Source organism: Brevibacterium sp. K11IcPPYGO002, from assembly GCF_050920635.1.
In the GTDB taxonomy this organism is placed as follows: Bacteria; Actinomycetota; Actinomycetes; order Actinomycetales; family Brevibacteriaceae; genus Brevibacterium.
Genome location: NZ_CP131929.1, coordinates 3,683,580 through 3,704,441, shown reverse-complemented (window position 1 = coordinate 3,704,441; position 20,862 = coordinate 3,683,580). Strand labels below are relative to the sequence as shown.

Annotated in this window: 18 protein-coding genes; 9 read left to right on the top strand and 9 right to left on the bottom strand. The window is 66.1% G+C overall.

The features are described 5' to 3' along the window. Positions 1-19 precede the first annotated feature (19 nt). Positions 20-2,197, top strand: a complete 2,178-nt coding sequence (locus QYM46_RS16995) for a YhgE/Pip family protein (RefSeq protein WP_432789906.1) — start codon at positions 20-22, stop codon at positions 2,195-2,197. Positions 2,198-2,222: 25 nt separating this feature from the next. Here QYM46_RS16995 and QYM46_RS16990 read toward each other — a convergent pair whose 3' ends face one another. Next, entirely contained in the window at positions 2,223-2,822 is a 600-nt protein-coding gene (locus QYM46_RS16990; RefSeq protein ID WP_432789905.1) for a LysE/ArgO family amino acid transporter, read from the bottom strand. A gap of 70 nt (positions 2,823-2,892) precedes the next feature. On the opposite strand from QYM46_RS16990, the gene QYM46_RS16985 reads away from it, so the two are divergent. Continuing rightward, on the top strand, positions 2,893-3,792 hold the full coding sequence (locus tag QYM46_RS16985) for an ArgP/LysG family DNA-binding transcriptional regulator (RefSeq protein ID WP_432789904.1): 900 nt from the start codon (positions 2,893-2,895) through the stop codon (positions 3,790-3,792). Positions 3,793-3,829: 37 nt separating this feature from the next. On the opposite strand, the gene QYM46_RS16980 is transcribed toward QYM46_RS16985, so the two are convergent. Further along, positions 3,830-4,414, bottom strand: coding sequence for a TetR/AcrR family transcriptional regulator (locus QYM46_RS16980; RefSeq protein WP_432789903.1), 585 nt, complete (start codon positions 4,412-4,414; stop codon positions 3,830-3,832). A gap of 147 nt (positions 4,415-4,561) precedes the next feature. Between QYM46_RS16980 and QYM46_RS16975 the strand changes: the two genes are divergently transcribed. Both QYM46_RS16975 and QYM46_RS16970 read left to right on the top strand, forming a co-directional pair. Beyond that, complete coding sequence (locus tag QYM46_RS16975) at positions 4,562-5,035, top strand: hypothetical protein (RefSeq protein ID WP_169253380.1); 474 nt, start codon at positions 4,562-4,564, stop codon at positions 5,033-5,035. Between the two features lie 105 nt (positions 5,036-5,140). Further along, positions 5,141-7,279 (top strand): RecQ family ATP-dependent DNA helicase, encoded by a 2,139-nt coding sequence (locus QYM46_RS16970; RefSeq protein ID WP_432789902.1) that lies wholly within the window; start codon positions 5,141-5,143, stop codon positions 7,277-7,279. A 7-nt stretch (positions 7,280-7,286) separates the two neighbouring features. On the opposite strand, the gene QYM46_RS16965 is transcribed toward QYM46_RS16970, so the two are convergent. The 3 genes from QYM46_RS16965 to QYM46_RS16955 all read right to left on the bottom strand — a co-directional run bounded on the left by QYM46_RS16965 (position 7,287) and on the right by QYM46_RS16955 (position 9,438). Next, a complete protein-coding gene (locus QYM46_RS16965) occupies positions 7,287-7,772 on the bottom strand; it encodes a hypothetical protein (RefSeq protein WP_432789901.1) in 486 nt (161 codons plus the stop codon). A 63-nt stretch (positions 7,773-7,835) separates the two neighbouring features. Then, positions 7,836-8,597 (bottom strand): VOC family protein, encoded by a 762-nt coding sequence (locus tag QYM46_RS16960; RefSeq protein WP_432789900.1) that lies wholly within the window; start codon positions 8,595-8,597, stop codon positions 7,836-7,838. Between the two features lie 67 nt (positions 8,598-8,664). Further along, positions 8,665-9,438, bottom strand: a complete 774-nt coding sequence (locus tag QYM46_RS16955; protein ID WP_432789899.1) for an isocitrate lyase/PEP mutase family protein — start codon at positions 9,436-9,438, stop codon at positions 8,665-8,667. Between the two features lie 99 nt (positions 9,439-9,537). Here QYM46_RS16955 and QYM46_RS16950 point away from each other — a divergent pair, with 99 nt between their 5' ends. Continuing rightward, positions 9,538-10,272, top strand: coding sequence for a DUF998 domain-containing protein (locus QYM46_RS16950; RefSeq protein ID WP_432789898.1), 735 nt, complete (start codon positions 9,538-9,540; stop codon positions 10,270-10,272). A gap of 38 nt (positions 10,273-10,310) precedes the next feature. Here the strand turns inward: QYM46_RS16950 and QYM46_RS16945 are convergent, their stop codons facing one another. Then, positions 10,311-12,035: an amidase gene (locus QYM46_RS16945; RefSeq protein ID WP_432789897.1), complete on the bottom strand. Its 1,725-nt coding sequence runs from the start codon at positions 12,033-12,035 to the stop codon at positions 10,311-10,313. A 163-nt stretch (positions 12,036-12,198) separates the two neighbouring features. On the opposite strand from QYM46_RS16945, the gene QYM46_RS16940 reads away from it, so the two are divergent. Beyond that, positions 12,199-12,822, top strand: a complete 624-nt coding sequence (locus QYM46_RS16940; protein ID WP_169253374.1) for an NTP transferase domain-containing protein — start codon at positions 12,199-12,201, stop codon at positions 12,820-12,822. Here the strand turns inward: QYM46_RS16940 and ykgO are convergent. Beyond that, the gene (gene ykgO, locus QYM46_RS16935) at positions 12,803-12,925 is read right to left on the bottom strand and encodes a type B 50S ribosomal protein L36 (RefSeq protein ID WP_039212194.1); all 123 of its coding nucleotides are present in this window, start codon (positions 12,923-12,925) and stop codon (positions 12,803-12,805) included. The two genes, QYM46_RS16940 and ykgO, sit on opposite strands and share 20 nt — an antisense overlap. Before the next feature lie 45 nt (positions 12,926-12,970). On the opposite strand from ykgO, the gene QYM46_RS16930 reads away from it, so the two are divergent. After that, the gene (locus QYM46_RS16930; protein ID WP_432789896.1) at positions 12,971-14,005 is read left to right on the top strand and encodes a GTP-binding protein; all 1,035 of its coding nucleotides are present in this window, start codon (positions 12,971-12,973) and stop codon (positions 14,003-14,005) included. A gap of 85 nt (positions 14,006-14,090) precedes the next feature. Here QYM46_RS16930 and QYM46_RS16925 read toward each other — a convergent pair whose 3' ends face one another. Next, positions 14,091-14,501 carry a Fur family transcriptional regulator gene (locus QYM46_RS16925; RefSeq protein WP_169253372.1) on the bottom strand — a complete coding sequence of 137 codons (411 nt, stop codon included), beginning with the start codon at positions 14,499-14,501 and terminating at the stop codon, positions 14,091-14,093. A 212-nt stretch (positions 14,502-14,713) separates the two neighbouring features. Here QYM46_RS16925 and QYM46_RS16920 point away from each other — a divergent pair, with 212 nt between their 5' ends. Both QYM46_RS16920 and QYM46_RS16915 read left to right on the top strand, forming a co-directional pair. Next, positions 14,714-15,892: a CobW family GTP-binding protein gene (locus tag QYM46_RS16920; protein ID WP_432789895.1), complete on the top strand. Its 1,179-nt coding sequence runs from the start codon at positions 14,714-14,716 to the stop codon at positions 15,890-15,892. Between the two features lie 337 nt (positions 15,893-16,229). Continuing rightward, positions 16,230-19,889: an efflux RND transporter permease subunit gene (locus tag QYM46_RS16915; protein ID WP_432789894.1), complete on the top strand. Its 3,660-nt coding sequence runs from the start codon at positions 16,230-16,232 to the stop codon at positions 19,887-19,889. A gap of 86 nt (positions 19,890-19,975) precedes the next feature. Here QYM46_RS16915 and QYM46_RS16910 read toward each other — a convergent pair whose 3' ends face one another. Next, positions 19,976-20,761, bottom strand: a complete 786-nt coding sequence (locus tag QYM46_RS16910; RefSeq protein WP_169253369.1) for a FadR/GntR family transcriptional regulator — start codon at positions 20,759-20,761, stop codon at positions 19,976-19,978. Positions 20,762-20,862: the final 101 nt, after the last annotated feature.

Sequence of the window (20,862 nt, the reverse complement as noted above, 5' to 3'; positions counted from 1 at the left end):
AATCCGAGGAGATTCCCGAATGTTCTCCCTGCCCTGGTTAGAACTCTCACGATTCAAACGCCACACGATCACCCGACTGGCGATGATCGTCATCATCGTCATCCCGTCGATCTACGGCGGACTGTACCTGGCCTCGAACTGGAACCCGACCGAGCACCTCGACAAACTGCAGGCGGCAGTCGTCAACGAGGATACGGGTGCGGAGAAGCCCGATTCGGACGGGGAGAAGCTCAACGCCGGTCGGGAACTCGTCGACGAGATCACGCCGAAGGGCGAGGGTGGATTCGACTGGCAGGAGACCAGCCAGGAAGAGGCCGATGAAGGGCTTGCCGAGGGGAAGTACTTCGCGGTCCTCGAGATCCCCTCGGACTTCTCCGAGATGCTCGTGTCGACAGGCGGTGACGATCCGGAGCAGGCAGGGCTCAAGCTGCGCACCGATGACGCCCACAACTTCATCGTCGGACAGGTGGCCGGGACCATCCTCTCCGAGATCAAGGGCGGGCTGAGCGAGACCACGACTGCCGAATACGTCAACCAGGTGTATCTCGGATTCAACGACATCCATTCGGAGACGGAGAAAGCTGCAAACGGCGCGTCCGACCTGCACGACGGAGCGGGCCGCCTCCACGACGGGACCGGAGAGCTCGTCGACGGGGCGACTAAGCTCGACAAAGGAATCGGGACGCTGCACTCCGGACTCATCGACCTCGACGACGGTGCGGGCGAACTGAAGAAGGGCAGCGGCGACCTCGCCGACGGGGCCGATACCCTGGCGAAGTCCACCACCGAGGCGAAGAACGGTTCGAAGAAACTCGCCGACGGTGCCGGGCAGGTCGCCGACGGCACCTCCGAGCTGCGCGATACCGCCGATGAGGCGACGAAGAAGGCCGAGGACGTCAAACGCAAGGCCGATGACGTCGTCGACGGGGCGCGGCCGAAGCTCGAGCGCGCCGAAGGCGACTTCGACGATGCCCGGACCACAGTGCGCGGGGACATGGACGAGCGGATCAAACAGCTGCAGGAGGACTATCCGGACGACCCGAACGTGCAGAAACTCGCCGAGGATGCCGACGGCCTCGGCGAGGACCTCGATTCCGCACACAAGCGCGCCTCCGATGCCACGGATGAGGCGAAGAGCCTCGAGGACAAGCTGACCGACGCTGTTGACGGAGTGATGGACAAGATCCGCGCTGCCGATAAGAAGATCGGTCAGCTCGACGACGGCGCACAGAAGGTCGCGACCGGTGCCGATGACCTCCACTCCGGGCTGATCAAACTCGACGCAGGAGCGGGGAGGCTCGCCAAGGGTGCCGGTGACCTCCATGACGGTGCCGTCCAACTCAAGGACGGCACGGCGAAGGCCGAGGACGGAGCCGCTGATCTCAAGGACGGATCGGAACAGCTCGTCGACGGCGCGACCGAACTCGACAAAGGCGCCGGCAAGCTCGATGACGGCTCTGGGGAACTCGCCGACGGTCTGCAGAAGGGGCTCGAGCAGATCCCGACCTATGACAAGAACGATCGGGAGAACCGGTCGGATGTCGTGGCTGTTCCCGTCGATGCGGACAAGGTCAAGGACAATGCCGTCGATGCCTATGGCGAGGGACTGTCCGCGTTCTTCGTCTCCTTGGCCCTGTGGATCGGCGGAATGATCACCTACATGGTGCTCAATGCGATCCCGTACCGGGCATTGTTCTCATCGGCCCCCTCATCGCGGATCGCGTGGGCAGGCTATGTTCCCGGGCTGCTCTTCGGTATCGCCCAGGTCGCGGTCCTCTACGCGATCCTCACCTTCGCCTTGGACTTCTCGGCCGGAGCGTGGGTGTGGACCCTGCTGTTCTCGATGCTCGTGGCGGCCTGTTTCCACTCCGTGCACCAGTTGTGTGTCGCGGCGCTGGGAGGGGTCGGCAGACTCGTCGCCCTGGTGCTGCTCATGCTGCAGATCGCTTCGGCAGGCGGAACCTATCCGGTCGAGACGGCGCCGAAGATCTTCCAGGTCATCTCGCCGTTCCTGCCGATGACGCACGCGGTCAGCGGTCTGCGCACACTGGTTGCCGGTGGTGACATGTTCATCGCGGCCCAGGCGGCCGTGGTCCTGCTGCTGATGACCGCGCTCTGTCTGGTGGCCACGATCGTGGTCTGCAGCCGCAAGCGCATGGTCACACTCACCCAGCTCCATCCGAGCCTGAGCCTGTAGGCCCGGGGCGGGTGCGGCTGTGCTGCTATCCCAGCGCCAGCCGCACGGCCAGCGCCACGAGCACGACGGCGATGATGACGTCGAGGATCTGCCAGACCCGTGGTCGGCCCAGGTAGCGGGAGAGTCCGCGGGCGCCGTAGCCGATGACGAGGAACCAGGTGATCGAGCCGACCATCGCCCCGAACGTGAACGGCCATACCCCGTCGGGGCCCTGCTGGTTCGCGAGATTGCCGAGCATGACGACAGTGTCGATGTAGACGCCGGGGTTGAAGAACGTCAGCGCCAAAGTGGTGAGGACGATGGACTTAAGGGTCCGCTGGTGGGTATCGGCCTTCAGGCCGGTGGCGTCGCGCGCCGATCTCAGGCTCGTCCACGCGAACCACAGCAGGTAGGCCACTCCCAGCCAGCGCAGAATCTCGAGCGCCCAGGGCGCCAGCAGCACGATCGCCCCGATCCCCACCGTGCCCGCTGCGATGAGCAGGACGTCGGCGACGATGCAGATGGTGACGACGACGCCGAGGTGCTCGCGCCGGATCCCCTGCCGCAGCAGGAGCGCGTTCTGCGGGCCGACGGCGATGATGAGCGACCAGCCGGTGAGGAGTCCGGTGACGAGATGAGTGAGCACGGACCCAACAGTAGAGACCGGCTGACCAGAAGAAAAACAACAGAATATGCATCTGATGCACAATTGCTTCATGAACATCGATCACGTCAAAGCGCTCGCTGCCGCTGTCGACGAAGGTACCGTCGAGGGGGCGGCCTTCGTCCTCGGCATCACCGCCTCGGCGGCGAGTCAACGTATCCGCACGCTCGAGTCCCGCCTCGGGCAGGTCCTCATCCGACGAACGAATCCGATCACCGTCACCGAGGCGGGGCAGGCCATCCTCCGCTACGCTCGGCAGGTCGAACTGCTCGAATCCGAGGCGCTCGCCCGGCTGCACGGCATCGACGCCGACTCCCTCGGGGCGGGCGGATCCGGCGACCGGGGTCGTGAGCCCACCGTGCTTCGGGTGGGGGTGAATGCCGATTCGATGGCGACGTGGTTCCGCCCGATCTTCGCCGAGGCGGCCGCCTGGGACGATGTCGTCCTCCGCATCGAGATGGTCGACCAGGACAAAGCGCTGCCGCTCTTGGCATCGGGGGAGGTGCTCGGCACGATCACCTCGACGTCGACCGGCGGATACGGGACGACGGTCGCCGAGCTCGGGGCGATGCGCTACACCGCCGTGGCCGAACGCTCCCTGATTGATCGGCATTCCACCGGCACCGAGGCGGACCTTGAGAGGCTGCCGACGGTGAACTTCGGCCAGGATGACGATCTGCAGTTCGAGTTCCTCCGCCGCTGCGGAGTCGTCGGGCGGCCGCCGATGTCGGTCGTGCCGGGGTCGGCGGAGTTCGCGGCCGCAGTGGGGGCGGGCCTCGGTTGGGGGATGGTGCCGGTCATGCAGCTCGACGGTCTCAACGCCGACCTCGTCGAGATCGGCACGGATCCGCATATCGACGTCCCGCTGTACTGGCACCACTGGGCGTTGGCCTCGGACAAGCTCTCCCGACTGACCGAGGCGCTTCGCCGAGCGGCCGCCGACATGCGGTGATTCGGGGGCGGAGCTGAATTGCCCTCCGCTGGGCGGATCACGAGCTGAGGAGCTTGTCGATCGTCCACTTGACCTGCTCATGGGCAGCGTCGACTGTCATGGTCTCGGGCGAGATGATCGAATGCAGCGCGATGCCGTCGATGGTGGTGAAGAGCGCTGTGGCGGTCGGAGCCACCTCGGTGGGGTTGAGGTGCCCCTCCTCGGCGAGCAGATTCAGCCAGCGATGCAGACTGTCATAGGTGACTCGGTGGCCGTGTTCGAGGAGACGCCGGGACACTGCCCGCTTCTCGGCGCCGAGAGCGTGCAGGTGCATGGAGAACCAGGTTTCGAGCTGCACATCCCGATGCTCATGGGTCGGCAGAAACTGGGCACAGCACTCATAGAGCCGGTCGGCTGGGGCGCGGGCCGCATCGTCGATGGAGAAATCCTTGACGACGGTGTCGATGGAACGCAGCGCGACCGCCTCGTGGAGGTCTGCCTGGGTGGGGAAATAGTGTCGCAGCGTCGACGGTCCGACCCCTGCTTCCTTGGCCACGGCGCGCACGCTGAGATTGGCCTCGCCGGGTCCCGACCGTTCCGCCAGCCGGATGGCCGCGGTGATGATGTCGTCTCGCTTCGACAACCGAGCTCCTTGCGTCATTGACATCGGTGCTTTGCTTCAGTGTATAGTACATTGTACTAGTACGGTGTACTAAAGCGTTGAAGCGACGCGGCAGGAACAGTGTGCTGACCCGACCAGAGGACCCCAACGGAAGAAGAGAGAGCCCTCATGATCGACAGTCTGCAGGAATTCGCCGGAAGTTTCCCCGACTGGCTGCAGTGGGCGGGCGTTCTGCTCGTCTCCGCTATCCCCTTCGTCGAGTCGTACTTCGGCTCCGTGATCGGCGTGGCAATCGGCTTGCATCCCGTCGTCGCAATACTGGTGGCCGTCATCGGCAACGTCGTCTCGATGCTCGCCTTCGTCTACGGAGCCGGCGCGATCAGGGACAAAGCGACGAAGAACAAAGAGGTCGAGGAGAAACCGAAGCGGCAGCGGCTCAAGCGCATGTTCGACAGATTCGGCGTGCCGGGAGTCTCGTTGCTGGGCCAGACACTGCTGCCCTCGCAGATCACCTCATCGGCAATGGTCGGATTCGGTGCGAATCGCAATGTCGTGGCCGTCTGGCAGATCATCTCGATCATCCTCTGGGGCATCCTCTTCGGTGTGCTCGCCACCCTGGGCGTCGAGTACGCCCTGCGCTGAGCCGAAGGTGGTCCTGATCGAGCCTCGTATCGATGTGCTGACCACATTGTGATGCCGGGCGGGGGAACGGCCCGCGGTGTCAGTGCCTCCACCTAGACTGGCCCCATGACGGAATCCACCCCGACATCCCCACCCGTTGCCGACTCTCCCGGCACGACTGACGGCTTCGCGATCGAGGCGCAGCGCATCCTCGCCGAGCTCACCGCGAACCCGACCGCGCGGTTCCGCGACGGCCAGCTCGAGTCCATCCGCGACCTCGTGCAAGGCAAGAAGCGCGTCCTCGTCGTCCAGCGCACCGGGTGGGGCAAGTCGGCCGTGTACTTCGTCGCTACCCGCATGCTCCGGGCCTCGGGCACCGGGCCGAGCCTCATCATCTCCCCGCTGCTGGCGCTCATGCGCGACCAGATCGCCGCAGCCGAACGCGCCGGAGTCCGCGCCGCCAGCCTCAACTCCTCGAACGTCACCGAATGGGACTCCGTGCTCGAGGACCTCAGGGCCGGCAGCCTCGACGTCCTCCTCGTCTCCCCGGAGAGGCTGAACAATCCGCAGTTCCGCGACGAAGTGCTGCCGCAGCTGCTGGCCTTCCTCGGCCTCATCGTCGTCGACGAAGCCCACTGCATCTCCGACTGGGGCCACGATTTCCGCCCCGACTACCGCCGCATCGGCCGGATACTGTCCGAACTGCCGCGCGACACCCCGGTACTCGCGACGACGGCGACCGCAAACTCCCGCGTGGTCACCGACGTCGCCGAACAGCTCGGCGACGACACCACCGTGGTCCGCGGCGAACTCGCCCGAGATTCCCTGCGCCTCGGCGTCCTCCCCGGACTCGACGCCAGTGCCCGAATCGCCTGGCTGGCCTCGCACCTGAACGACTTCACCGGGTCCGGAATCGTCTACACGCTCACCGTCTCTGCCGCCGAGGACATCACCCGAATGCTGCGCGAACAAGGCCACGAGGTCCGCGCCTATACGGGCCGGACCGATGCCGAAGAGCGCGCCGAACTCGAACAGCAGCTCAAGGACAACCGCCTCAAGGCACTGGTGGCCACTTCGGCGCTGGGCATGGGATTCGACAAACCCGACCTCGGATTCGTCATCCACATCGGCGCACCGTCCTCGGCTGTGGCCTACTACCAGCAGGTCGGTCGTGCCGGCCGCGCGACGGACTCCGCCGACGTCCTCCTGCTGCCGGGCGCAGAAGACGAACAGATCTGGGAGTACTTCGCGACCGCGTCGATGCCGAACCAGGACGACGCGAATGCTGTGCTCGCGGCCCTCGCCGAGGCGGACGGCCCCCTGTCCGTGGCCCGCTTGGAGACCTTGGTCGGAACCAAACGCTCCCGGTTGAATTTGCTGCTCAAGACCCTCGAGGTCGAAGACGCCGTGACGAAGGTCAAAGGTGGGTACGTTTCGACCGGGCTGGGGTGGACCTATGACCGGGATCGCTATGAGAAGGTCGCAGCTGTCCGAGCCGAAGAGGCCCAGGCCATGCTCGATTACGAGGCAACCGGGCAGTGCCGGATGGAATTCCTCATCCGTCAGCTCGACGACCCCGACCCGCAGCCGTGCGGTCGCTGCGACAACTGCGCCGGAGTGTGGTACTCGGCCGAGATCTCCGACGAACAGCGCCAAGCCGCGGCGGGGAACCTGCACAAGATCGGTCTGCCCATCGAGCCGCGCAGCACCTGGCCCAGCGGTATGGCCAATATCGGTGTCCCGCTCAAGGGCCGGATCCCGGCCGAAGAGCTCGCCGAGGAGGGGCGTGCGATCGCGCGTCTGTCCGACCTCGGGCAGGGGCAGACCCTCCGGTCGTTCCTCGCCCCCGATGCTCCCGATGCCGAGGTGCCCGGTCAGATCGGCAAATGGTGCCTCGACGTGCTGGCGCAATGGGATTGGAAAACACGGCCCGAGGTGGTCGTGTCGATTCCGAGTGCCCGACGTCCCGTGACGGTGCGGTCCCTGGCCGCGAATCTCGCTTCTGCCGGTCGTCTCGTCGACGGTGGTGAGCTGCTGCAGGTCGGCGACCACGGCACACCTGATGTCAACAGTGCCTTCCGCGTCAAGGACCTCTATGAAGCCTTCGTTGTTCCTCCCGACGTCGAGGAAGCGGTGGCCGGGAAATCAGTGCTGCTCGTCGACGACGAGGTCGTCTCGCGGTGGACGATGACGGTCTGTGCACGATTGCTGCGCAAGGCGGGAGCCTCCTCGGTGCTGCCATTCGCCCTTGCGCTGCGGGCCTGATCAGTCCTCACGCGCGACGCAGGTCCCGGACCAGCCTCGGAGTCGACCTACGTCCGACCTGCCTGGCCCACGTTGACCAGGGGTAGGAGAGTCGGACGTGGAAGTAGTTGATGTACTCGGCGACCGCGAACAGCCACACGGCAATGATGAGGACTGCGCTGAGTGAAGCGCCGGGCCAAGCGACGACGATGCCGATCCCGGAGGCGACAAGCACGAGCGGGTTGATGATTCTCAGACCCCGATAAAGGCGGGATACCGCGCGGGGTACGGGCTCGGGCAGGTGATGCCGGGCGAGCAGCCAGTAGATCCCAGCTTGGACGAGGATGAAGAGCAGCGGGAACAATGCGCACCACAGAGCGGTCTCGGCACCGTCGGCGGCGATGAAGGCGAGCCGTGTCGGGACGACAGCGAAGACCGTTGCGGCGACGATCTCTCCGAGCCCAAGGCTGAGGAATCGCCGCCGTAGCGGTTCGAAACGGTCGGTGGCGGTCACGGTCGGTTCAGCGGCTGCCGCAGTGCAGTCGTGCGGAACAATGTCGGACCGCCTCCGTGACGGTCACAGATTCTGCTGCAGCTGGAACGTCGCCCCCTCCGGATCGGTGACCGTGACGATGCGTCCGTACGGGGAGTCTTCCGGACCGGCGAGCACTGTGCCGCCGAGCTCGGTCACCTTCGCTGCCGCGGCATCGGCATCTTCGACGTTGATGTAGGTGCGCCAGTAGGAGTTCTGTGCCCACTGACTGGCATCACAGATTCCGGCCACTGCCTCGTCACCGTCGCCGTGCGTCGAGTACGGGAACCCCTCCATCGGGGTGATGTCGAATGAGAAGACCTTGGCATAGAAATCATTGGCCGCCTGATAGTTCGTCGTCATGAGTTCGAACCACACGGGGGTTCCCGGAGTGAGCGGAGTATCGAAGCCCGCGAACTCACCGGGCTGCCACATGCCGATGGGTGATCCCGTCGGGTCGACGACGACGGCCATCTGGCCGAGCGGGCCGACGGGCATGGGGCCGACGACTTCGGCGGCTCCGGCGCCCAGCGCAGCCTGATAGGTTCCGGCGATGTCGCCAGTGTGCAGGTAGGTCGACCAGGCTGTGGGCATTTCCGGGCTCGGGGTGCCGTCCATGTTCATGGCTCGCATGGCGCCGCCGACGTTGCCTCCGTCCTTCGTGATCATGTTGTAGTGGACGAAGTCCTCACCCATGTCGGTGAATTCCCAGCCGAAGAGCTGAGTGTAGAAGTTCTGGGCGGCCTCGAAGTCCTGGCAGACATAGTCGATCCAGATCGGCTGGCCTTCGCGGGGGTTGGCAGGCATTGCGTCTCCTCTTGTGGTGGGGTGGAGGTGAGTTGCAGTGAATGATGCCGACGGCAGGGGGATGACCCTACTGCCAAGCGCGCGTGAAATCCGCGAAGCAGTCGGTCAGCGCCGCCTGCAGAAGCGGACCGAAGGTCACGCGCCCGACCCCGAGTTCAGCGAGCTGAGAGAGGTCGAGTTCTTCGGGCACCGCGCCCTTGATCGGGTGCGCGGTGACATTGAGCGGCAGAGTGATCTGCGCGAGGATCGACTTGAGCGTGCCCACATCGGGCAGACGGACGGGGTAGACGGAGTCCGCGCCCGCGTCGGTGCACAGACGCAGACGCCGGACCACCTCGGCGGTCGGGTCGTCGAAGTCGCCCGGATACTTGAACACATCGGTGCGGGCGTTGATGACGACGTGGACCCGCTGCGCTTCGGCGGCTTGGCGCAGGCTCCAGATGTATTCGGCGTGCTCCTCGGGGCTGCGCATGCTGCCCCGGCTGTGGACCGTGTCCTCGATGTTCACACCGACCACTCCGGCGTCGAGGAGACCGGCGATGAGCTCGGGAGCGGGGGTGTCGTACCCGGACTCGAGATCCGCGGTGACGGGAACATCCACCGCCGAGGTGATCCGGGAGATCCCCTCGAGCGCTTGCTCAAGGGTCATCTGCTCACCGTCGCCGTGGCCGAGCGAATCGGCGAGCGGGTGCGACCCGATGCTCAGCGCATTGAAACCGACGTCGACCATCGCACGAGCCGACCAGGCATCCCAGACGGTCGGCAGCACGAGGGGTTCGTCCTGGTGATGTCCCTGCAAGAGGGTGAAAGCGCGTTCGGCGAGAACCGTGTAATCGACCATGGTCAATACTTTTCCACTGTTGTGCCTCGACACGCCAGGGGCCGGACCGGTTCACCAGAAGGTTTCAGGCAGGCGCGGTGATACCGTGACCACCATCCGATGTCGCCGTACGGAGGAGCAGGGGTGGCCGGTTCGGGCACCATCCGCGTTTCGCCCAAACCCGAGCGGGTGTGGGCGCTTCTCGCCGTGCTTGCCGGCCTCGCCACGATCCTCATCGAGATCCCCGCGGCACTGCTGTCCGAAGGCGGCTACTCGTTCGCACAGCAGCCCATCAGCCATCTGGGGATGACCGGATGCGGGGACTGGGGAGACGCGGAAACCCCGATCGAGGTCTGCTCACCGGCCCATCCCTTCGTCAACGGCGTCTCCATCATCGCCGGATCGATGCTCGCGATCATCGCCTTCATCTGGCACGACTGGATCGCTCCGACTCGCTGGGGCCGGTGCGGGTCCTTTATGCTCGCCGCCGGCGGAATGCTGCTGGCCGGAACCGGGATGGTCCCGGCAGACATCGATCCGAGACTGCACGCCGTCTTCGGAATCGGCGGATCCGTGATCCAGAACCTCGGCGTGCTTGCCGCCGGCATCGCCATGATCCGATGGCCCGAGAAACGCCGGATCGGTCCCGCCGAATTCGGCGGGCTCACGCTCGGACTGGGCGTATTCGGACTCACCGGTACCTTGTTCTTGGCTGCTCCCGAGACCTGGGACCTGCCCGACGGCATCGTCGAGCGAGCCGCGTCCTACCCTTTCCTCATCTGGTTCATCCTCGCCGGATGGATGCAGCTGCGCGACGCCTCGAGGCGAAAACGCGAGATCGCCTCCGGACCGTGAAGTCGGCGAGCGAGTGAGCCGGCGCAGCTGCCGCGTGTCTACAGCCGCGGAGTCCGCGGCGGCGCCTGCCGGCGCTCACCTGTCGCCTCGAACGCAGCGGCGATCTCGATGAGTGCGGAATCGTCCCAGCCGCGACCGGCGATCGTCAGGCCCACGGGGATACCGGTGTCGGCCATTGTGCCCATCGGCACCGTCACCGTCGGGATGCCGAGGTGGCGGGGCACGAGGTTGCCGTTGGCCACCCACGTGCCGTTGCGCCACCCCAGGTCCGCAGACGCTTCGTTGACGTCCATGTCCGCCGGTCCCACATCGGCCATCGCCGGAAAGATCACCGCATCGAGGCCATGCTCATCCATCCACTCCTCGAGGTCGACCCGGCGAGTCTCCTCGAGCCCGCGCACACCGGATGCGAGCTCGGGGATCTCCGTGACCGAGGCATAGCGATTCGTGCGCACCTGCTCCGGGTAGGTCGCGATGTCATCGTCGAAGCCGACGTATCGATCGGGAAGCGCACCGGGTGGGTGGGGGAAGATCATGGCTCCGTCCACCTCGGCGAGGGTGGAAAGGTTCGGGTCGCCGTTCGCGGCGAGGAAATCGTCCCACCCCCACGACGAGAGGTCGTTGATCTCCCGATCGAGGTAGTCGGCGGTGACGAACCCGCGCGTCGCGATCGTCGAGGCACCGGGGCGGTCGCCCTCGTAATTGCTCACGACCGGGAAGTCGGTCTCGACCACCTCGGCGCCTGCGGATACGAGATCGGCTCGCGCCGCCTGCCAGGCCTCCATCACCGAGGCGCGAGTCTCGACTCGGTCTCCCGTGGGCCCGCCGATACCGCCGTCCGGGTTCGTTCCGGCCTCGTCATCGGCGTTGATGTACATCCGCGGAACGCCGAGGCGCTTACCGGCCAACACCGTCTGTGCCGCCGCGAGCGATTCCGGCAGCAGCGCAGCATAGGAGTCAGGGCGGACCGCGCTCACCTTCGGGATCTCCACCCAGGGCTGGACGCGCCAGAAGTCCCCGCGAGTCTGCTCGTCGTCGGCGACGATGACGTCGAGAACCTCGGCCAGGTCGGCCATCGTGCGAGTGTGGGGGACGACGACGTCCATGGTCGGCACGAGCGGCCAGTTCCCGCGCACGCTGATGACCCCGCGCGAGGGGGTGTAGGCGATGAGCGCATTGTGCGACGCCGGTGCGCGACCCGAGGACCACGTCTCCTCGCCGAGGCCGAAGGCTGCGAAGCTCGCCGTCGTGGCCGTGCCCGAACCGTTCGAGGACCCCGAGGCGAAGGCACTGGTCAGCCAGTCGGCGTTGTACGGGCTTTCGGCCCGGCCGTAGAGTCCGCGCTGCATGCCGCCGTTGGCCATCGGCGGCATGTTCGTCAGGCCTAGGCAGATGGCACCGCCGGCACGCAGCCGTTCGATCGTGAACGCATCTTTCTGCGCCACGAGGTCGGCGAAGGCCGGTGACCCGGAGGCCACGGTGAGGCCCGCGACCATATAGCTGTCCTTCGCGGTGTACGGGATCCCGTCGAGGGGACCGAGCGTCTGGCCGGCTGCGCGCCGTTCGTCAGAGGCGGCCGCCTCGGCGAGGGCTTGCGGGTTCTTCACGATCACGGAGTTGAGCTTCGTGTCGGTGTCGGGGCCGTCGAACGCTGCGATCCGGTCCTGATAGGCCTCGACGAGCTCCACCGAGGTGGTGCGGCCGCCGGCGAGGGCGGCTCGCAGATCGGCGATGGACGCTTCGACGACATCGAACTTCGACATGATCTTCCTCCGGGCACTCGACGGTGCGCGGCGCACTCGACGGTGCGTGCGCGAGGTGGGTGTTCTCGGTCCCCAGACTAGCGTTGATTCGAGACTGATGGGCTGCGGAATTCGTCGTCCGCGGGGTGCAGAACGTGGAGTTCGCGGTGGGTACGATCGAGGTATGACGGTCAACGCGATCATTCTCACCGGCGGTCGTTCGCGACGTTTCGGAGGTGAGCACAAACCCGGCGTCGAGGTGGCAGGACGGTCGACGATCTCCCGAATCCTGGAGAGCATCCGCGGTGCGGCAGCCGACGCCGAGGTGTGGGTGGCCGGACCCGCAGACGGACTCTCGGAGGCGGAGCAGAAAGGCGTCCGCGTGGTTCGGGAAGAACCCGAGTTCGCGGGCCCGTTGGCCGGGATCGCGGCCGCAGCGGAGGCGATGCCGCCTGAGACGGATTTCCCGGCCGAGACGGCCGATGTCACCCTCGTCCTGGCCGGGGACATGCCGATGGTCACGGCGGGCCACCTCGGTGAGCTCATCTCCACGTGCCGGGCCACCGGACGCCCGGCCACGGGCACCGACGATCGGGGGAAGACGCAGTTTCTCTGCGCGGCCTGGCCGACCGGGCTCCTGCGTACTCGTCTGGCCGAACTCGGTGACCCCACGGACGGTGCGGTGAAGCTGCTGTTCAGGGGGCTCGAACCGGCTGTGGTCGTCGTCGCCCCTGAGGTGGTGCGTGATTTCGATACGGCAGCCGAGCTCGAAGCGATTCGCGCCCGACTCAGCCCTGGCGGGCCTTGAACCGAGGATTCTTCTTGTTGATGACGTAGACGCGGCCGCGGCGGCGGACCACCTGCGAACCGGGCTGGGACTTCAGCGATCGCAGAGAACGGCGAACCTTCATGAGCGTGACTCCTTAGTGAGAATGAGTATCATTACGATCAATACTATGTTCTCGATCGAAGGGAAGCGAATGCGGGGATCAGCCGAAGGTGATCGGAGTTCCATCGTCGACGGAATCGAAGCGATCGCCGTCGTCGGACTCTGCGCGGCCGAGCGCAGGAGGTATGCGATGGGTCTGGCCAGAGATCGCGGATATGTCTTCGTGCCGGCGGAGCAGACGGAACAGGGCATCGAGGCGATCGACCGCCTCGTCGAACTGGTGGGCATGACCTCCGGGGTGCACGGGTTCGTCCTCGAATATGGGGAAGACGCGGACTGTGCGGAGATCATCGGAGCCCTGAGCGCCCCCGACACGCGAGCCGTGCTCACCGATCTCGTCTGCGTGCTCGACCTTGCCTGCCTGCACAGCGACCTCGATTCGGAAGTTCGCGCCGGAGCCCTCGTTGCGCAGATCGAATTCGCCTCGACTCTGGCTCTGCTGGAGCCCGAGCCTTCCGATTCGGATGTGGTCGAGGCGGCGATCGGGCTGATCGCGCATCTGGCACCCGAGGCCAGGCGATTCCTGCTGCGCGACGGCGCGGTGCACGAGCCCGTGTGCTGGCAGTTCGGGCATCGGCCTCCTGTCGCAGGGTGGACGGCGATACTCAACTCGGAGTTTCGGCCCCCGGCCCGGTCGGGCGGTGTCCGCGCCTGCCGCTTCGAGCAGGTGCGGCCCTTTCACCCGCAGCGACTGCAGGCAGTGCTGGGTGCGGCGCTCGGCGAAGGCTGCTGGGGGCGCATCGTCCGTTCTGCCGGTTTCGCGAAGCTCGCCTCCCGACCCTATGTGACCGCGCACTGGGATCAGACGGGCACTCTGCTCACGCTCTCGCCGCTGACCGTCGATCCGCTTCCCGGCGGGGGTGCGGAGCTGCTGGCGCTCGGTCAGGATCTCGCGTTCATCGGCGTCGACCTCGACGAGGCGGGGCTGTGCGACGCGCTCGACCGGGCCGTTCTCACCGATGCTGAGCTGTTGGCAGGTCCGATGGCCTGGCTGGGGTTTCGCGACGAGTTCCCCGCGTGGGACTCCGCGCGTCGAGGCTGACGCCGGCAATTCCCGATGCCAGCTTGGTGAAACTGCAGCGGCTTGGTGCAGGGCCAGGCTGCTGCAGTTTCACCAAGCCGAAGCGTCAGCTGCCGGCGGCTGACGCCCGGCAATCGGCGCACAGGCCGAAGATCTCGAAGACGTGGTGAGTGATCTCGAAGCCGTTCGAGGCCGCGATCTGGCGCATCCAGTCCTCACTCGGCGGGTCGATCTCGACGGCAGTGCCGCAGCGTTCGCAGACGAGATGGTGGTGATGCTCGGTCTGCGCGCAGGCGCGGAAGAGCTGGGTCTCGGCGATGGTGATCGTGTCGGCGTCGCCGCTGCGCGCAAGCGCATTGAGCTGTCGGTATACGGTGGCCAAGCCCACGCTGGCCCCGCCGTCCTCGAGGCGGCGATGGAGCTGCTTGGCGGAGACGAAGCGGGTCTCGGTCTCCAGGGCAGAGCGGATGAGCGCCTTCTGCGCGGTGCTGCGCGTCTTCTTCTGCGGAGCTGCCATGGCCAATCCTCCCTTGTCGTCGCAGTCGATCTCATCGTCCCTGTTGTCAGGGGCATATGCGTGAACGCGCATATGCGAGAGAAATAATGAAACACGTTACCATTAACGGGCGGTTCAACCACACCGACGATGGACTCCGAACTGAGAACGGGCCCGCACGCCCAGCGGAACCTGCGCAGTCGGACTGTCGGACACACACCCGAGGAGGCACTATGAGCGGACCCCAACGCAGACCGGCGATCCCGGTCATTCTCCTCACCGGCTACCTCGGTGCCGGAAAGACGAGTCTGCTCAATCACCTCCTGCGCCACCCCGACGCCCGCATCGGCGTCATCGTCAACGATTTCGGCGACCTCAACATCGACGCCGGACTCGTCGTCGGCCAGGTCGACGAACCGCTGTCGATCTCGGGCGGGTGCGTGTGCTGTCTGACCGATGATTCCGAGCTCGAGGACGCGCTCGTGGCGATGACGAACCCCCAGCTGCGCCTCGACGCGATCATCGTCGAAGCCAGCGGATTCGCCGAACCCCTGACCCTGGCTCGCATGATCACCCGCATGGGCCACCACCGATTCCACCTCGGCGGGGTCATCGACGTCGTCGACGCCACCATGTACTTCGACACCGTCGATACCTCGAATCTGCCGCCTCTGCGCTTCGCCGCGACGACATTGGTGCTGGTCAACAAGCTCGACCAGGTGCCGGCGGCCGACCGCGAGAACACGGTCGAGGCCGTGCGTGCCCGCGTCCACGCACGCAATCCGCGCGTCATCGTCATCGGCACCCATCACGCTCGCCTCGACCCCACCCTGATCTTCGATCCAGGCGTTGGAGAGCGGGACTCACGCCGAGGCGGCTCCGACGTCGGCGAGGACCCGGTCCAGCCCGAGTTGCCGATCCGGGAACTGCTCCGTCAGGCCTACGCCGAAGCGGCCGCCGACGAGATCGGCGACGACGAGGTCGAGGAGGGATCCCTGCCCCACCGCCATGCCCAGTCGGTGACCGTCACCGGAAGCGGTCCTGTCGATCCGGATGCGGTGATGGATTTCGTCGAAGACCTCCCGCCCGGGGTGTATCGCGTGAAGGGCACCGTGCTCGCGGTCGAGGGATCCCGCAGGCGCAGCTTCGATGTGCAGGCGGTGGGCCCGAACGTCTACGTCGCCGAGGCGGCCCGACCCGCCCCGAAGATTCCGTCCTCGAGGGCGGGGGACGGTGATCGGCCGGACGCGGACAGCGTCCTCGTCGTCATCGGTGAGGACTTCGACACCGAGGCGGCCGAGGCCGCTCTGACAGCCGCCCTCAACAGCGACGCGGCTGCAGGCCAGGATGTCGCGGCATCAGGCAGTGACCGCTCCGAACGCTTCCTCCACCACGTCCGCCTCCACACCTAATTGCTACCTGACGGCGGCCCAGCAACCTCGCGCGAGGTTGCTGGGCCGCCGTCAGGTAGCAAGGGGAGGGGATCCTCCGGTTTCCCTCCGTGTTTCCTGAGGGTGGTCTGGAGGTCAACTCCCGTGCCGGGCACCCGTGACCGCTTCTAGGGTCGGAACGTGCCCCACCGAACGGTCATGATCGACCTGCCGGGAACAGCAGTGAGAATTCATCCTTTTGGGGGACACCGTTGCCTACTTTCGGGCGATCCGCTGAGGCGATCCGCTTGGAAGACTGACCGGAGCGCCCTGCTCACACCCCCGAACCCGGAGGACCCCTGTGCACCTGATCACCCGGATGAGTCTGAAGAACCGCCTCATCGTCGGATTGCTCACCCTCGTGATCGCCGTCTTCGGCATCGTCGCGACCACCTCACTCAACCAGGAGACGATGCCCTCGGTTGACCTGCCCGGCACTTCGGTGCAGGCCACCGTCCCCGGCGCTTCTCCGGAGGTCATCGAGGAGACTGTGACCAAGCCCCTCGAAACCGCACTCGACGGGGTCGGAGAGCTCGAATCGGTGACCACCTCCACCTCGTCGGGGATGATGACCGCCGAGGTGACTTGGCCGTTCGGCAAGGACTCCGAAGAGATGACCGACGCCGTCCGCTCGGCCGTCGACGGAGTGAAGTCCGACCTGCCCGCCGATGCGGAAGCCGAGGTGCTGTCCTATCAGATGGATGAGGTCCCGGTGACGATGTTCGCCGTCTCCGGCGGAGACTCCGCCACCCTCGGCGACCGTCTTGAGACCGACCTCGTCCCCGAGCTCCGGGCTCTCGACGGAGTCTCGAACGTCGAGGTCACCGGCCAGGACGAGCAGCGAGTCTTTATCACGTTCCGCCCCGAGGACGTGGCGGAGAAGAACGTCGTCGAATCCTCCGTGCCCGATGAGCTCGAAGCCGCCGGCGCTGTCGTTCCCGCTGGCCAGAGTTCACAGGGCGACACGTCGATGGCTGTCGAGGTCGGCACCGAGGTCGACGCCGTCGAGCAGATCGAGAAGACGCCCCTGCGCACTGGGGACGGCACCGTGCTGCTGGGTGAGGTCGCCGACGTCGACCTCGACTCGGTCGAGAAGACCTCCCTGTCCCGTGCCGACGGCAGGGATTCCGTGACTGTGTCGGTGACGAAGGACCAGGACGCCAATGTCGTCGATGTCTCCCACAAGGTCGCCGACACCCTCGACAAGGTCGGTCCGAAGCTCGGCGAGGACACGGAATTCTCGACGATCTTCGATCAGGCCCCGGAGATCGAGAAGTCGATCCACGACCTCTCAGTCGAAGGCGGACTCGGCCTGATCTTCGCGATCTTCGTCATCCTCGCCTTCCTCGGCTCGTTCCGATCGACCATAGTCGCCGCGATCTCGATCCCGATGTCGCTGCTCATCGCGATGATCGGCCTCATGGTCGGCGACTACACGCTCAACATCTTCACTTTGGGCGCCCTGACGATCGCCGTCGGCCGCGTCGTCGACGACTCCATCGTCGTCATCGAGAACATCCGGAGACGCCAGGGCACAAGCGACCTGACGGTCGAAGACATCGTCGCCAGCGTCAAGCAGGTCGCCGGTGCCATCACTGCCTCGACTCTGACCACCGTCGCCGTGTTCCTACCTATTGCGTTCGTCGACGGCATCGCCGGACAGCTGTTCCGGCCCTTCTCCGTCACCGTCTCCCTGGCACTGCTGGCCTCCCTCGTCGTGGCGCTGACGATCGTCCCCGTGTTCAGTTACTGGGTCCTGCGCCGCAGCCCCAAACCGCTCTCGCCCAAACGGCAAGCCGCCACCGACCGCAGCTATGAGCTGTGGGCGGCCAAGCAGCAGCGCCGCTCGGTGGCCCGTGCCGAACGCCGGCAGAAGACGATCGAGAAGAAGAACGCCAAACGCGCGGCTAAGGGCAAGGACCCGCTGCCGGACGCGACCGTCGAACCCGTCGTCGCTCCCGCTCCCGGAAACGGTGAAGCCTCCGGCCGAGTCGATCGACTCCAGCAGCGCAGCCTGCCGGCGATCATCTCCGCCCTGCACCACCCCTGGAGGACCATCGCCTTCTCCGTCGTCATCTTCATCGTCACGATGATGTGCGCGACCTTCCTCAAGACGGACCTGCTCGGATCGGCCGGGCAGAACTCCGTGTACATCACGCAGACGCTGCCCGCCGGCGCTTCGCTCGAAGCCGGTGACAAGGCCGCGAAGCGCGTGGAAGCCGTGCTCGGCGATGATCCGGACGTCGACACCTACTCGACCACGGTCAATGGCCCGGAATCCGGAGCGGAGAACCAGTTCAACGTCACCCTGGCCGAAGACTCCGAGGCCGACGTCGCGACGAACCGCCTCCGCACCCAACTCGACGACCTCGGGAAGGACGCGGGCGAGATCGACGTCCAGGACGCCGGCGGCTCCGTCAGCGAGGATGTCGAGGTCACCCTTTCGGGCACCGACCTGGGTGCGCTGCGAAAGGCTGCCGATGAGGTGACGAAGACGATGGCGGACACCGACGGTGTCAAGTCCGCCCGCAACGACCTCGCCGCCGACCAGCCGGTCATCGAAGTCGATGTCGATCGGGAGAAGGCCGCCGACTACGGTTTCAGCCAGGCCGAGGTCGGCCAGGCCATCGCCGCCGCACTCCACGGCGTCGAGGCCGGCACCATCACCCTCAACGGCCAGGAGCGCGACATCACCCTCGCCCCGACTCATCCGGATGCGACCCCGGACGAGATCCGTGCTCTCGAACTGCCCGTCACCGAGGTGCAGACGCAGAATGCCCAGGAGGATGCGACCGATCGGGTCGAGGAGAAGACCGATGCCCGCGCCGAGGAGGCCAAGCGCAAGGCCGCTGACGAATCGGCCGAGCAGCTTGAGTCTGCCCGTGAAGCTCGTGACAACGCGGCCGACCAGCTCGAACAGGCTCGAAAGGCTCTGCGCGATGCCGAGAATCCGCCGCCGGCTCCGAGCCCGGGCGACATGGCTGCCGACCAGGTGGAACAGGCCCGCGAAGGGGTCGAACAGGCAGAGAAGGGGCTGAAGGAGGCCAACGACGCCATCGACGACCTCGTCGACGGCCAGCGTGAACAGGAGCAGAGCCAGGAGGAGGAAGAGGCGCTTGCCGATGAGCAGGCCGCCATCCCCGACATCAAGGGTGAGCCGATCACCGTCGACGAGATCGCGGAGGTGAAGAAGACCGAGACCCCGGCGACGATCGACCGTGCCGACGGCGACCGGAAGGTCACTGTGTTCGCAACCCCGTCCAGCGGCCAGCTAGAAACGGTCACCGCCGCGGCCACTGACCTGACCGAGACCATGGATCTGCCCGACGGAGTCAGCTTCGACGTCGGCGGTGCCAGTCAGGAGCAGGCGGAATCGTTCGGTCAGCTCGGAATGGCGATGGCCGTGGCGATCGTGCTCGTGTTCCTCGTGATGATCGCGACATTCCGCAGCTTCGTCCAGCCGCTCATCCTGCTGGTGTCGATTCCGTTCGCCGCGACCGGAGCCGTGCTGCTCCTGCTGGCGACCGGCACACCATTGGGCATTCCCTCACTCATCGGTCTGCTCATGCTCATCGGCATCGTCGTGACGAACGCGATCGTGCTCATCGACCTCATCAACAAGCTGCGTGAGGACGGACTTGACCTCATGGACGCGATCGTCCACGGCACCCGACTGCGCCTGCGCCCGATCCTCATGACCGCGGCCGCAACGATCTTCGCCCTCGTGCCAATGTCGCTGGGGCTGACCGGTGGGGGACTGTTCATCTCGCAGCCCCTGGCGATCGTCGTCATCGGCGGGCTCACCTCGTCGACGGTGCTCACGCTCATCCTCGTCCCCGCTCTCTACCTCCTCGTCGAACGGCGCAAAGAGGTCCGGGCGGCACATAAGGAGGAGAGGCGCGCCAAGAAGCGGGCGGAGAACCAAGCGCGGATCGAGGCGGAAACCGCCGAGGTGGCCCTGCGCTCCGACGATCACTGACCACCCTCAATTACTACCCGACGGCGGCCCAGCAACCTGGCGCCAGGTTGCTGGGCCGCCGTCGGGTAGCAAGAGGAGGGGATTTGTCAGTCGGGGGAGAGGCCGGGGAGTTGGGAGGCGGCGAAGCGGATGTGTTCCTCGGTGACGCGAGCGGCCTCCTCCGGGTGACCGGCGACGATGGCATTCATGATTCCGTGGTGTTGAGATTGCAGCGTCGCCATCAGTGCCTGCTGGTCGTCGACGCGGCTGAATGAGGAGAAGATCGATCTCCGCAGGGAAGTGCGGATGGCCCCGGTGAGATCGGAGAAGAGCTGATTGCCCGCCGCCTGAGCGATGGCGATGTGGAAGGCGGTGTCCGCGTCGTTGAAGACCTCGAGGCTGATCCCGGGGGTGTCCATCATCGCCAGCTGCGCATTCACCTCTGCCAGCGCGTCCTTGTCGGCACGGGTCGCCGCAAGGACCGCGCTCGAGCGTTCGAGCTGGATGCGCGTCTCCGTCACGTCCTCGATGCTGAAGTTCGTGAGCGCGACATGAAGGCGGAGGAAGCGGGTGAGCGCGGCCGAGGGCATCGCGGCGATGAACGTGCCGGCGCCGCGCCCGGACCCGCCCGAAGACCGAACGACGCCGAGGCTGTCGAGCACGCGCAGCGCCTCGCGGACGCTGGCACGACTGACGCCGAGCTTCGTCGCCAAGTCGCGTTCGGCCGGAAGGGGGTCTCCGACGCTCAGCGAGCCGGCCATGATCTGCTCTTCGACGGCGTCGATGACGAGCTCATAGGTGCTCGCGCGGGTCACCGGTTTCCACTCGGGTCCCGCAGCCGCCTCGGTGCTGCCGGTCTGTTCCGGGCGGAATTCGTTCGTGTCATCACTCATGGTCGTCTCCACCGCGCCATCATGTCATGCCATTCTTCGCGCTGCTCGCGGGCGTGACCAGAGCGCCCGAGGACATTTGACGCAGATCACACCTCCGTCCT